The sequence below is a fragment of the Marmoricola sp. RAF53 genome (genome assembly GCF_052114005.1).
Classification (GTDB): Bacteria; Actinomycetota; Actinomycetes; order Propionibacteriales; family Nocardioidaceae; genus Marmoricola.
Map to the genome: position 1 here is coordinate 39,214 of NZ_JBFRDX010000011.1, position 12,860 is coordinate 52,073.

Sequence of the window (12,860 nt, forward strand, 5' to 3'; positions counted from 1 at the left end):
AGACGACCAAAGGAGACCAGATGAGGATCGGCACCTTGACCGTCGCGTCACTTGCGATGAGCGCCGCGGCAGCAATCACACTCCCGGCGCCCGCTGGCGCCGCCACCGACACAGTTCACTTCACCTTCGAGGTGAGGAACACGAACGGCCGGGTCATCGGGAATGCCGACTGGGTCTCGGCGACCGCAGTCCGCTTCAACGATGTCTACGTGTACGACTACTGCCCGGCCGACTCCCACGGCGAAGGTGCGTACGCCGAGCTGACGTCGTCCAACGGCCAGTCCTTCGGTCGCAACTGGATCAACTCAGCGGGATGCGACACCTCGAAGCACTGGGAGAACGTGACCCTGTCGCGGACGTCCGCGATCACCTCTCTCCGCGTAGCGCTGTGCGCGTCGGACGGGACCGAGCTGACCAGCGACTGCAACATCTCGTTCGTGCACAACAATCCGTACGCTTAGGGTGCCTGCGTGTCAATCCAAGCCCGGCACCGACTGCTCTTCACCCTCTGCGCCCTCACCCTGCTCACCTCCGGCTGCGGCAGCCCGACCACCGACCCCCGGACTCGCTTCGTCCCGGGCGACGGATCGGTGACCGTGCTTCCGCCGGCCGAGCGCCAGGTCGCCGGGCCGGTCAGCGGCACCACGCTCCAGGGCGATCACGTCGACCTCGCCGACTACCGGGGCACGATCGTGGTGGTCAACGCGTGGGCGCACTGGTGCGGTCCGTGCCGGGGGGAGGCACCCGACCTGGCCGAGGCGGCGCGCCGGCTCCGGCCCGAGGGCGTGGTCTTCCTCGGCATCAACACCCGGGACGAGAGCGCGGACGCCGCGCGGGCCTTCGAGAAGAAGCACCGTCCCGGGTACCCGTCGATCGCGGATCCGGGCGGACGCACGCTACTCGCGTTCCGGGGTGCGCTGCTCCCGAGCGCGTTGCCGAGCACGCTGGTGGTCGATGCGGAGGGCCGGGTGGCTGCCGTCGTCCTCGGCGAGATCGGGAGCGCCAGCACCCTGGTCGGGCTGGTCCACGACGTCGCCGAGGACGAGGGCTGAAATCAGCCGTTCAGCAGCCAACGCGCGGTCAGCCGTTGAGCAGGTCCTCGAAGTCGCCCATCGCGGCGAGGTCGCGGTCGAACTGGTCCTGCTTCTCGGTGTGCGGGCGTGCGGCGACCAGCGCGGCGAGCTCGCCGGCGGCGCGGTCGACGCGGCGGCGCAGGGCCCCGTCGGCACCTCCGTCGGCACCGGCTGCGCCCCAGTCCTCGCTGGCGGCGAAGACGCCGGTCGGAACCACGACCGCGTGCAGGTAGGAGAACAGCGGTCGCAGGGCGTGCTCCAGGACCAGGCTGTGCCGGGCGGTCCCGGCGGTCGCGGCGACGAGCACCGGGGTCCCGTCGAGGGCGCCCTGCTCGAGGACGTCGAAGAACGTCTTGAACAGGCCGCTGTAGGACCCGCTGAACACCGGGGTCACCGCGATCACGGCGTCCGCGGTGGCGACCGTGGTGAGGGCGGCCTCCAGGTCGCCGGTCGCGAACCCGGTGAGCAGGTGGTCGGTGAGTGCGTGCGCCAGCGGCCGGAGCTCGACGACCTCGACGCGGACCTGCTCGCCGCGCTGGGTCAGCGCGGTGCCGGTCGCGGCGGCGAGCAGATCGGCGAGCAGCCGGGTCGACGACGGGTCGGAGAGGCCGGCGGTGACGACGGCGATGGTGCGGTTCATGTCAGTGCCTTTCTCAGGCCGTCTCGACAGGCTCGACGACCGGGGTCGCGGGCTTGTCGTGCTTGCGGAGCTCGGCGACGACCTCGCCGAGCAGGTCGAGCTGGTGCAGGACCTTGTCGAGCGGGAGCCCGGCGTGGTCGACGAGGAACAGCTGGCGCTGGTAGTCGCCGGCGTACTCCTTGAAGGAGAGCGTCCGCTCGACCACCTGCTGCGGGGATCCGACGGTCAGCGGGGTCTGCTCCATGAAGTCCTCCAGCGACGGCCCGTGGCCGTAGACCGGGGCGGAGTCGAAGTACGGGCGGAACTCCTTGACGGCGTCCTGGCTGTTCCTGGCCATGTAGACCTGGCCGCCGAGGCCGACGATGGCGTCCTCCGCCTTGCCGTGGCCGTAGTGCTCGAACCGCTGACGGTAGAGCGCGACCATCCGGGCGGTGTGCGAGGCGGGCCAGAAGATGTGGTTGGAGAAGAACCCGTCGCCGTAGTACGCCGCCTGCTCGGCGATCTCGGGGCTCCGGATCGATCCGTGCCAGACGAACGGCGGCTTGTCGTCGAGCGGGCGCGGCGTCGAGGTGAAGCCCTGCAGCGGCGTGCGGAACTTGCCCTGCCAGTCGACGTTCTCCTCGCGCCACAGCCGGTGCAGCAGCGCGTAGTTCTCGACGGCGAGCGGGATGCCCTCGCGGATGTCCTTGCCGAACCACGGGTAGACCGGGCCGGTGTTGCCGCGGCCGAGCATGAGGTCCATCCGGCCGTCGGCGAGGTGCTGCAGGTAGGCGTAGTCCTGCGCGATCCGGACCGGGTCGTTGGTGGTGATCAGGGTCGTGGAGGTGGAGAGCTTGATCCGCTCGGTCTTCGCGGCGATGTGCGCGAGCAGGACCGGCGGGTTGGCGGGCGCGGCGAACGGCGGGTTGTGGTGCTCGCCGGTGGCGAAGACGTCGAGGCCGACCTCCTCGGCCTTGACCGCGATCGCGACGGTGGCCTTGATCCGCTCGTTCTCGGTCGGCGTGATCCCCGTGGTCGGGTCCGTGGTGACGTCGCCGACGGTGAAGATGCCGTACTCCATGAGGTGCCTCCGTTGCTAGGTAGTTGATCTCTCAACAACCTGGGCCGGAGGTCCATTCCCGGGCGTCAGCCCCGCGCGAGCTCGGTCCGGAGAGCGTTCGTGAGCGCGGGAACCAGGGTCATCGCGCCCCGGTAGCTCAGGTGCGAGCCGTTCTCGTACACCCAGAAACTACCCCGGTTGGTGGCGCAGACCCCGTCGGGGCACAGCTGCGGGCGGACGTCGATCTGCGGGATGCCGAGGTTCGACGCGGCCCGGTCCATCGCGGTCATGGCCCCGGCCTCGTCCTTGTCGGCGGTCGCGAGCGACATGGTCTCGCCGCACGCCGTCGGGTCGCGGACGATGTCGACCAGCCGGCACCCGGCGGGCGTCCAGTCGAAGTGCGGCACCATCCGGATCTGCACCACCCGGTGCCCCATCGCCTCGACCTTGCCGTAGACCCGGGTCATCGCGGCGGCCGACAGCGCCGACTTCTCCGCCCGGGTGTCGGCCTGGGTGCCCGCAGGGTCCTTCAGCGCGACGTCGGCGTTGTCCACCTGGCCACCACCCGAGGCGACCACGACGTACGACGGCTTCTGCTTCGCCAGCCACCTCAGCGTCGAGTCGGTGTACGGGCTGCACTTCTGCACGAACCCGGTCTGCTTGGTGACCGGGTCGAGGTCGGTCAGCGGGCAGCCGGGGACCGTGGCGATGGTCACCGGCCGGTTCAGCCGGCGCGCGACCTCGACCATGGCGTCGGCGTACACGCCCGCGTTCGAGTCGCCGACCAGGATGATCCCCTCGCCCTTCGACGTCGGCGACGACACCGTGCAGCCCGTCATGTCCCGGTCCCCGACCTTGGTGAGCGACTGGCAGTCGGCCTGGTACTTCCACGGCGTGTGGCTGACCCCGTCGGCCAGCAGCTTCACGTCCTGGCTCCACCAGCTCGCCCGGGCGCCGGTGATCGTGACCGCGGCGAGCAGGAGCGGGAAGACCATCAGCCCCGCGGCCAGCCGCCAGGTCGGCACGGTGCTGAACCAGGTCCGGTGCCGGATCGGCTGCTCCAGGTAGGTGTAGCTGACGACGGCCAGCCCCAGGCCGACGAGCGCGGCGAGCACGCGGACCACGACCGGGGTGTGACCGGGATCGAAGAACGTCCCGGCGAAGACGATCACCGGCCAGTGGTAGAGGTACCAGCCGTAGGACCGGTCACCGAGGTAGGTCATCGGGCCCTTCGCGAGGACGTCGGCGACCCGGCCGCCGGCGACGGCACTCCAGATGAGCAGGCCGGCGGCGGTGACCGGGAGGGCCGCGACCGCTCCCGGGAACAGCGCCGGGTTGGTCAGGAGCACCAGGCTCGCCACGAGCAGCACCACCCCGGCCACGCCGAGGGCGTCCGCCGTACGACGGCCGTGCACCTTCCCGGCGTACGCCGCGAGCGCGATCAGGGCCCCCACCCCGAACTCCCAGGCCCGCGTGAACGGCGCGTAGAACGCGAAGGTCGGACCGATCGGCACCGGGAGCGAGGCGTAGGTGAGGAACGCGCTCATCGCGAACGAGCCCAGCGAGACGAGCACCACCAGCCACACGGTGGTGCGCACCCGCGAGACGCCGCGGCGACGGGCGAACCAGAACGCGCCCGCGAGCAGCACGGGGAAGACGAGGTAAAACTGCTCCTCGACCGCCAGCGACCAGGTGTGCAGCAGCGGGTTGGCCTCGGCCGCCGGGTTGAAGTACCCGAAGGTGGTGACCATCAGGGTGGCGTTGGAGAACCAGAAGGTCGCCGACACCGCGGTTCCGGCGACGATCGGCTGGGAGAGCACCGGCGACATCAGCGGGATGCTCAGGAAGAGGACGAGGACCAGCATCGCCGCCGACGCCGGCAGCAGCCGCCGGATCCGGCCGGCCCAGAAGGTGCGGAAGCTGATCTTTCGCCGCTTCTCGGTGGCGTTGAAGAGCATCCGGGTGATCACGAAGCCGGAGATCACGAAGAAGACGTCGACGCCGACGTAGCCCGAACCGATCGGCAGCCCGGCGTGGTACGCGACCACGAGGAGCACGGCGATCGCGCGCAGGCCCTGGATCCCGGGGATGATCCGGGAACGGGTGGCGGTCGGAGCGGCGACGCCCGCTTCACGGGGACCGCCGTCCCGCTGGCTCGAGCGGTGCTTCGGCGGCGCTGCAGTCTGGGTCATCGGTTTCCTACATCTAGCCCGGTTTCGCACCTCCCCAGGGCGTTGGCCGGATCATGCGGGATAACGCCCGAGCCGGTCGAAGGATACGGTCGGACCCCGCCCCGGCCCGTCAGCCGATGCCGACGGGCTCCCGCGCGGGCGCCTCGGCCGCCGCCGGGGCATCGGTCTCCCGGATTCCGTACCGCTCCCAGAACCGCTGCAGCGGCGCGGGCGCGTACCAGTTCCACCGGCCGAGCAGCTTCATCGTCGCCGGGACCAGCAGTGCCCGGACCACGGTCGCGTCGATGAGCAGCGCCACCAGCATGCCGACGCCGATCATCTTCATGAAGACGATGCCGCTGGTGGAGAAGCCGCCGATCACGACGGCGAGCAGGAGCGCCGCCGAGGTGATGATCCGGCCGGTCTTCTGCACGCCGACCGCGACCGCGTGGGTGTTCCGCTCGGTGGGGTCGGCGATCAGGTCGGTGGTCCGGTCCCACTCCTCGCGGACGCGGCTGAGCAGGAAGACCTCGTAGTCCATCGAGAGCCCGACCAGGATCGCGAGCATGAAGATCGGCTGGGTCGCGTCCAGGAAGCCGGTGGAGGTGTAGCCGAGCAGGCCCTCCAGGCGGCCGTCGGCGAAGATCCAGGTGATCACGCCGAAGGAGGCGGTGATCGACAGGACGTTCATCAGGACGGCCTTCACCGGCAGCACCACCGACCCGAAGGCCAGGAAGAGCAGCATCAGCATCACCGCGACGATGATCGCGGCCATCCAGGGCAGGTGCGCCTTGATGGAGGCGAGCAGGTCCACGGTGTCGGCGCTCAGCCCGCCGACCAGCACGTGCTCGCCGTCCGGGCCGGGCACGGCACGGATCTCCTTCACGACCTCCCGGGACGCGTCGGCCTGGCTGTTGCCGCCCCAGGTGGCGCGCAGCAGCGTGGTGCCGTCCTTCGCGTCGACCGGGCGGACGTCCAGGACGCCGTCGACCCGCTGCACCCGGGCGACGTACGCCGCCACCTCGGTCCGGTCCCCGGTCTCCAGCAGGATGTTCGCGGTCGACTTCTCCTCGCCGAACTGCTGGTTGAGCTTGACCGCGGCGACGTGCGCCGGGTGGTCCGGCGGCAGCACCCGGTAGTCGACCGAGCCCCACTTCACGCCGAGGAACGGCGAGGCCAGGAAGAGCAGCGCCCCGACGATCACGACCATCACCACCACGGGACGGCGCATCACCGCGTGCGCGAGCCGGGCCCAGGCGCCGTGCTCGGTGTCGACCGCGACCGGCTTGCCGCGCCGCCAGGGCAGCCGGCCGGCGTCGATCCGGCGGCCGAGCAGGAGCAGCACGGCGGGGAGGACGGTGAGCGCCGTGGCGGCCGCGATCACGACGGCCGCGATGCCGCCGTACCCGAGGCTGCGCAGGAAGTTCTGCGGGAAGACCAGCAGGGCCGACATCGCGGCGGCGACGGTGAGGCCGGAGATCAGGACCGTGCGCCCCGCCGTGCCGAGGGTGACGCGCATCGCCTCGCGCGGCGCCGTCGGGTCGTCCTCGGGGCGCAGCGCGAGCTCCTCGCGGTACCGGCTGATCACGAACAGGGCGTAGTCGATCGCCAACCCCATCCCGAGCAGGGAGATCACGTTGATGGAGAAGATCGAGACCTCGGTGAAGTTGGTGATCAGCCGGACGATCGCGAGCGCACCCACGACGGAGATCGCGCCGACCATCACGGGCATCGCGGCGGCCACCAGGCTGCCGAAGATCAGCAGCGACAGGATCAGCACGATCGGCAGCGTGATCAGCTCGGCGCGGGCGAGGTCCTCGCTGACCGTCTCGTTGACGCCCTTGTAGACCGCCCACGGCCCGGCGATGTCGGTCTCGAGGTCGCCGGACTCCAGCGCCGGGGCGAGCAGGTCGTTGTTGTCGGCCTGCTCGGCCTGGGTGTCGCCGGCCACGGAGATGAGCACCTGGACCGCGTGGCCGTCGGTGGACCTCATCCCGGGGTCCTGGGTGTCCCAGTAGGTCAGCACCGAGGTGGTGGTGCCGCGCGGGATGCCGTCCAGGGTGTGCTCGACCTCGGCCTTGAACGCGGGGTCGTCGGCGCTCAGGTCCTTGCTCCGGTAGAGCACGATCACGTCGACGTTCTTGTTGCCGTAGACCGCCTGCTCCCGGGCGAGCTCTTTGGCCGCGTCGCTCTTCGGGTCGTCGAACCCGCCCTTGCCGAGCGAGTCGAAGACCCCGAACCCGTACGCCGCCGCGGCGACGGTCGCGACGATCCCCAGGGCGAGGACGAGCCTGGTGCGGCGGAGCAGGAACTGGGTCCAACGGTTCAGCATGACGACTCCCGGCTGCGGTTCGAAGACAGTGTTTACACCGTTTACGGTGAACGGTGTAAACTAAACGGTGTAAACCCCGTGCTTGTCAAGCAGTTAGAGTGCAGCCAGCCATGACCACCGTGCAGAGCTCGACACCCGCCCCCGGTCCGACCACCCGGGAGCAGACCCACGCCGCCACCAAGGCGCGGATCGTCGCCGCTGCCCGCACGCTGCTGGTCAACCGCGGCGAGGTCACCCTGCGGGCGATCGCGCGCGAGCTCGGCATGACCGCGCCCGCGCTCTACCGGTACGCCCCCAGCCACGAAGAGCTCGTCCGGACGGTCGCGATCGCGATCGACGCCGACGTGGCCGAGCGGATCACCCGGGCCTCCGACGCTCAGCCCGCCGAGGACCCCGCGGCGCGGCTGATCGCGGCGACGGTCGAGTTCCGGCAGTGGGCACTGACCAACCGCGAGGAGTTCGCGCTGGTCTTCACCAACGTCGACGTCGACTGCATCGACGAACTCACCGCCTCCGCCTCGACCGGGATGAAGTTCTCCGAGCTGCTGTTCACGCTCTGGGCCGCGAAGCCGTTCCCGGTCCCCGCGCTCGACGAGCTCGACCCCGGGCTCGCCGAGATCCTCCGCGACCCCGCCGTGCCGGCCGACCTGACCGCCGTACCGGACGAGCTCCGCGGCCTGGTCTGGGTCCTCGAGCGCGCCTGGTCGCGGCTCTACGGCACCGTGACCCTGGAGGTCTTCCGGCACATCGACCCGCGCATCGTCGAGCAGGCGCACCTGTTCCGCGCGATGGTCGAGGACCAGGCCGAGCCGCTCGGGCTGGTCGACGACCTGCCGCGGCTGCGGGTCCTGATCAGCGAGCTCCTCGCCACCGGTGGTTGAGGAAGGCGCGCAGCGCCTGTCTCGAAACCCTCGGCTCAGCGGGTCTGCCAGAGCCCCATCAGGTTGCCCTCGACGTCCTTGAAGTACGCCGCCCAGCCCATGTCGCCGACGTCCTGGCGACCGAGCACGGTCATGCCGCCGAGGGACTCGATCTTCGCCAGCGCCTCGTCGATGTCGTCGACGTCGATCGTGATCACCGGGCGGTCGGTGGGCGACTCGCGCTTCAGCATCCCGCCACCGATGTAGCCGGGCTCGGCCGGGAACCCGCCGTCGCCGGCCGGGCCGGTCTGGACGATCGAGTAGTGCATCTCGGGGATCTCGGCGATCCGCCAGCCGAAGGCGTCGGCGTAGAACTTGCGGGCCCGGTCCCCGTCGTCGAAGGGGATCTCGAAGTGCACGACACGTCCGCTCATGGGAGGCAGCCTAGCGGGGCCGCCCTCAGCCGATCGCGGCCGCGGCCGCCCGGCCGGCGACCCGCCCGGAGAAGATGCAGCCGCCGAGGAAGGTGCCCTCCAGGGCGTTGTACCCGTGCACGCCGCCGCCGCCGAAGCCGGCCACCTCGCCCGCGGCGTACACGCCCGGGAGCGGGGTGCCGTCCGGCTGCAGCACCCGGGCGTCGAGGTCGGTGTGCAGGCCGCCGAGGGTCTTGCGGGTGAGGATGTTGAGCCGCACCGCGATCAGCGGGCCGTTCTTCGCGTCGAGGAACTTGTGCGGCGAGGCGGTCCGGATCAGCTTGTCGCCGCGGTAGCTGCGGTGGCCGCGGACGTAGGTCAGCTGGATGTCCTTCGTGAACGGGTTGTCGAGCTCGCGGTCGCGCTCGGTGATGGTCCTGGTGAGCGAGTCGACGGTGATCAGGTCGCTGCCCGCGACCCGGTTCATCCCGGCGACCAGGTCGGCCACGTCGTCGGCGACGACGAAGTCCTCGCCGTGCTGCTTGAACGCCTCCACCGGACCCGGCGCGCCCGGGCGCACCCGGGAGAGCAGCAGCTTGACGTCCTTGCCGGTGAGGTCGGGGTTCTGCTCGGAGCCGGAGAGCGCGAACTCCTTCTCGATCACCTTCTGGGTGAGGACGAACCAGGAGTAGTCGTAGCCGGTGCGCATGATCGCGCCGAGGGTGCCGAGGGTGTCGAAGCCCGGCAGGTACGGGGCACCGAAGCGCTCGCCGGTGGCCGAGAGCCACAGCGACGACGGGCCGGGCAGGATCCGGATGCCGTGGTTCTCCCAGATCGGGTCCCAGTTCCGCAGGCCCTCGGTGTAGTGCCACATCCGGTCCGGGTTGATGATCTCGGCGCCCGCGGACTCGGTGATCGCCTGCATCCGGCCGTCGACGTGCGCCGGGACGCCCGCCACCATGAACTTCGGCGGCTCGCCGAGGCGGTCGACCGGCCACTGCTTGCGGACCTGGTCGTGGTTGCCGCCGATGCCGCCGGAGGTCACGACCACCGCCTGGCAGGAGTACTCGAAGTCGCCGATCTCGTCGCGGTTCGACGCCTTGCCGCGGTCCATGCCGTCGTCGGCGAGCAGCGCGCCGCGGACGCCTGTGACGACCCCCTCGGTCTTCACCAGGTCGTCGACCCGGTGCCGGAAGCAGAGCTCGACGCGGCCCTGCGCGACGGCCTCGCGGACCCGGCGCTCGAACGGCGCCACCACGCCGGGACCGGTGCCCCAGGTGAGGTGGAACCGCGGCACCGAGTTGCCGTGCCCGCCGGCGAGGCCGCCGCCGCGCTCGGCCCAGCCGACGACCGGGAAGAACCGCAGGCCCTGGTCGTGGAGCCACTGCCGCTTCTCGCCGGCCGCGAAGTCGACGTACGCCTCGGCCCACTTCCGCGGCCAGTGGTCGGACTCGCGGTCGAACTGCGCGCTGCCCAGCCAGTCCTGGAGGGCGAGCTCGCGGGAGTCCTTGATGCCCATCCGGCGCTGCTCCGGGGAGTCGACCAGGAAGAGGCCGCCGAGCGACCAGAACGCCTGGCCGCCGAGGCTCTGGGCCGGCTCCTGGTCCAGCAGCAGCACCTTCTTGCCCGCGTCCGCGAGCTCTGCGGTGGCGACCAGGCCGGCCAGGCCGGCACCCACGACGACGACGTCAGCATCCATGACCCGAGGGTGACACATCGTCCAGATGTCCCACAAGGTGACACATCGCACCTGTGTACCGAGGGTGGCTACAGTGCCTCCATGGCCAGTCCCGAGGACGCGTACGCCGCGGCCACCCGCAGCTACCTGGCCGGCCGCCGCGTCGACATGCGCGAGCTGGCCGGCGAGATCGGCGTCTCCCGCAACACCCTCTACCGCTGGACCGGTGGCCGCGACCGGCTGCTGCAGGACGTGATCTGGGCGCTCAGCGAACGCGCCCTCGACGACATCTGGGCCGCCACCGCCCGGCGCCGCGGCGCGAGCCGGCTCCGCGAGGCGCTCCGCCGCTACCTCGAGATCGTGATCGCCTCGGAGCCGCTGCACGCCTTCCTGCGCAACGAGACCTCGGTCGCCCTGCGCCTGCTGACCGCCCGCGGGCCGTTCCAGGACCGGCTGGTCGCCCGGACCGTCGCGCAGCTCGACGAGGAGGCCGCCCGCGGCACCTGGACCCCGCGCGCCGACACCGCCCTGCTCGGCTACGCGGTGGTCCGGCTGATCGAGGGCTTCGTCTACAACGACGCGATCATCCAGAGCCGGCCGGCCGTCGACGACGCGGTCGCGGTGATCGACCTGCTCCTGGGGTGAGGCGGCGCCACCTAGGCTGGAGCCATGGCTGACTCGGCACCGGTCCTGCGCGATCCGGCGAACCTCGTCTCCCCCAGGGCCAGGCTGCGCTGGCGGATCGGCGCGGGCATCCTCGTGCTGGTCGGCGTCGGCGTCCTCGTCGGCGTGACCGTCGCGACCGACGCGGCCGGCTGGTGGCTCTGGTGGCCGGCGTACCTGGTGCTCGCCGGCGCCTACCTGGTCCTGATGCCGCGGCTGCGCTACGCGACCCACCGCTGGGAGACCACGCCGACGGCGATCTACACCCAGACCGGCTGGATCGGCCGCACCCGGGAGATCGCCCCGATGTCGCGGGTGCAGACCGTCGAGTTCCACCAGGGCGTCATCGACCGGATGCTCGGGCTCGCCACGGTCAGTGTCAGCACCGCCTCCGACGAGGACCTCACCATCGAGCTGCTCGACCGCGCGGTCGCCGAGGAGCTCACCGCCCGGCTGACCGCCGCCGCCGAGGCCGAGGTCGGGGACGCCACGTGACCGCGTCGGACGCCGGCCCGCTCGCCGTCCCCGAGGTGGACTGGCGCCGGCTCGACCCCAAGATGCTGCTCGTCTACCCGGTCGGCGAGGTCGCCCGGCTCGCGGTCCCGCTGCTCGCCCTGCTCTTCCTCGGGTCCGGCGGACCCGACGTCTGGCACCTGCTCGTCGTGGCCATCCCGGTCGCGCTCGGGATCTGGCGCTACGCCACCACCGCGTTCCGGATCACCCACGAGCACGTCGAGCTGCGGCACGGGCTGATCAGCAACCACGTCACCCGGGCCCGGCTCGACAAGGTCCGCACGGTCGCGCTGGACGCGAGCCCGATCCACCGCGTGCTCGCGCTGGCCAAGGTCCGGATCGGCACCGGCGACGACGCCGGCCTCGAGCTCAACGCGCTGCCGACCGCGCAGGCCCGCGCGCTGCGGGCCGCGCTGCTGCACGCGGGCACGGCGGCGCAGGTTCCGGCCTCGGGCGTCGCTCCGGTGGTCCCGGACCTGGCCGGCCCGCAGCCCGACGACGACGTCCTGCTCCGCTTCGACCCGAGCTGGTTGCTGCTCGCCCCCTTCACCGGCACCGGGCTGTTCATCGCGGCCGGTGCGCTCGCGGCCGCGTCCGGGCCGTTCCAGGAACCGGCGAGCCGGGTCCTGGAGAAGCTCGACCGGAGCACGAACGGCATCCCGGTCGTCGCCCTGGTCGCGGGCGGGGCGCTGCTGGTCGGGATCACCCTGGTGGTGCTCTCCGTCGCCGGGTACGCGCTGACCAACTGGGGCTTCACCTTCTCCCGCGACCGGGCCGGCCGGTCCTGGCACATCCGCAAGGGCCTGCTCTCCACCAAGGAGACCAGCATCGACGTCTCCCGGGTGCGCGGCGTCACCGTCTGCCGCCCGGCCGGGCTGCGGCTGGTCGGCGGCGGTTCGGCCCGGGCGCTGGTGACCGGCCTGAAGGAGGACGACTCGAAGAGCTCGGCGCAGGTCGTGCCGGCGGCGCCGTACCGGGTGGTCGACGCGTTCTGCCGGGAGGCCTTCGGCGACGTCGAAGCACTGGAGGTGCCGCTGCTCCCGCACGGCCCCCGCGCCCGACGACGCCAGCTGCTCCGTCCGCTGCGCGGGGTGCTCGGCCTCTGCCTCGTCGCCGCCGTCGTCGCGATCTCGGCCGACCTGCCGTGGTGGGTCGTGCTGCTCCCGCTGGTGCTGGTGCCGTTCGCCGTGCTGATCGGGCTGGACCGCTACCGGGCCCTCGGCCACGCGCTCACCGCGCACCACCTCGTCGCCGGGGCTCCGAAGGTCAACCGGCACCGGCACCTGCTGCTCCGCCACGGCATCATCGGCTGGCAGGTCCACCAGAACTGGTTCCAGCGGCGCGCCGGCGTGGTCACCCTCGTCGCCACCACCGCGGCCGGCGACAAGAAGTACGCCGTCGTGGACGTGCCCGAGGAGGTCGGGACCGCGCTGGCCCACCAGGCCCTCCCGGGGCTGGTGGCGCAGTTCTGCGCGTGA

At 71.5% G+C, this 12,860-nt stretch carries 12 protein-coding genes; 6 read left to right on the forward strand and 6 right to left on the reverse strand.

Annotated features, from left to right (window positions below; genetic code table 11):
- Positions 1-20: 20 nt before the first annotated feature.
- Positions 21-461 carry a hypothetical protein gene (locus AB4Y76_RS11715; RefSeq protein WP_441925388.1) on the forward strand — a complete coding sequence of 147 codons (441 nt, stop codon included), beginning with the start codon at positions 21-23 and terminating at the stop codon, positions 459-461.
- A gap of 9 nt (positions 462-470) precedes the next feature.
- On the forward strand, positions 471-1,052 hold the full coding sequence (locus AB4Y76_RS11720; protein WP_441925390.1) for a TlpA disulfide reductase family protein: 582 nt from the start codon (positions 471-473) through the stop codon (positions 1,050-1,052).
- A gap of 28 nt (positions 1,053-1,080) precedes the next feature.
- On the opposite strand, the gene AB4Y76_RS11725 is transcribed toward AB4Y76_RS11720, so the two are convergent.
- The 4 genes from AB4Y76_RS11725 to AB4Y76_RS11740 all read right to left on the reverse strand — a co-directional run bounded on the left by AB4Y76_RS11725 (position 1,081) and on the right by AB4Y76_RS11740 (position 7,255).
- On the reverse strand, positions 1,081-1,713 hold the full coding sequence (locus AB4Y76_RS11725; protein WP_441925392.1) for a CE1759 family FMN reductase: 633 nt from the start codon (positions 1,711-1,713) through the stop codon (positions 1,081-1,083).
- 13 nt (positions 1,714-1,726) lie between these two features.
- The gene (locus tag AB4Y76_RS11730; protein ID WP_441925394.1) at positions 1,727-2,773 is read right to left on the reverse strand and encodes a CE1758 family FMN-dependent luciferase-like monooxygenase; all 1,047 of its coding nucleotides are present in this window, start codon (positions 2,771-2,773) and stop codon (positions 1,727-1,729) included.
- A gap of 65 nt (positions 2,774-2,838) precedes the next feature.
- Positions 2,839-4,944, reverse strand: coding sequence for an acyltransferase family protein (locus AB4Y76_RS11735; protein ID WP_441925396.1), 2,106 nt, complete (start codon positions 4,942-4,944; stop codon positions 2,839-2,841).
- Positions 4,945-5,053: 109 nt separating this feature from the next.
- Positions 5,054-7,255, reverse strand: coding sequence for an MMPL family transporter (locus tag AB4Y76_RS11740; RefSeq protein ID WP_441925398.1), 2,202 nt, complete (start codon positions 7,253-7,255; stop codon positions 5,054-5,056).
- Positions 7,256-7,365: 110 nt separating this feature from the next.
- Between AB4Y76_RS11740 and AB4Y76_RS11745 the strand changes: the two genes are divergently transcribed.
- A complete protein-coding gene (locus AB4Y76_RS11745; RefSeq protein ID WP_441925400.1) occupies positions 7,366-8,136 on the forward strand; it encodes a TetR/AcrR family transcriptional regulator in 771 nt (256 codons plus the stop codon).
- A gap of 35 nt (positions 8,137-8,171) precedes the next feature.
- On the opposite strand, the gene AB4Y76_RS11750 is transcribed toward AB4Y76_RS11745, so the two are convergent.
- Together AB4Y76_RS11750 and AB4Y76_RS11755 are read right to left on the reverse strand one after the other, a co-directional pair.
- Entirely contained in the window at positions 8,172-8,549 is a 378-nt protein-coding gene (locus AB4Y76_RS11750) for a VOC family protein (protein ID WP_441925401.1), read from the reverse strand.
- Between the two features lie 25 nt (positions 8,550-8,574).
- On the reverse strand, positions 8,575-10,227 hold the full coding sequence (locus AB4Y76_RS11755) for an FAD-binding dehydrogenase (RefSeq protein ID WP_441925403.1): 1,653 nt from the start codon (positions 10,225-10,227) through the stop codon (positions 8,575-8,577).
- An 81-nt stretch (positions 10,228-10,308) separates the two neighbouring features.
- Here AB4Y76_RS11755 and AB4Y76_RS11760 point away from each other — a divergent pair, with 81 nt between their 5' ends.
- The 3 genes from AB4Y76_RS11760 to AB4Y76_RS11770 are packed head-to-tail and all read left to right on the forward strand — an operon-like array spanning position 10,309 to position 12,860.
- Complete coding sequence (locus tag AB4Y76_RS11760) at positions 10,309-10,851, forward strand: QsdR family transcriptional regulator (protein WP_441925405.1); 543 nt, start codon at positions 10,309-10,311, stop codon at positions 10,849-10,851.
- A 24-nt stretch (positions 10,852-10,875) separates the two neighbouring features.
- Positions 10,876-11,364 (forward strand): PH domain-containing protein, encoded by a 489-nt coding sequence (locus AB4Y76_RS11765; RefSeq protein WP_441925407.1) that lies wholly within the window; start codon positions 10,876-10,878, stop codon positions 11,362-11,364.
- Positions 11,361-12,860 carry a PH domain-containing protein gene (locus AB4Y76_RS11770; protein ID WP_441925409.1) on the forward strand — a complete coding sequence of 500 codons (1,500 nt, stop codon included), beginning with the start codon at positions 11,361-11,363 and terminating at the stop codon, positions 12,858-12,860. Before AB4Y76_RS11765 ends, AB4Y76_RS11770 begins: the two co-directional genes overlap by 4 nt.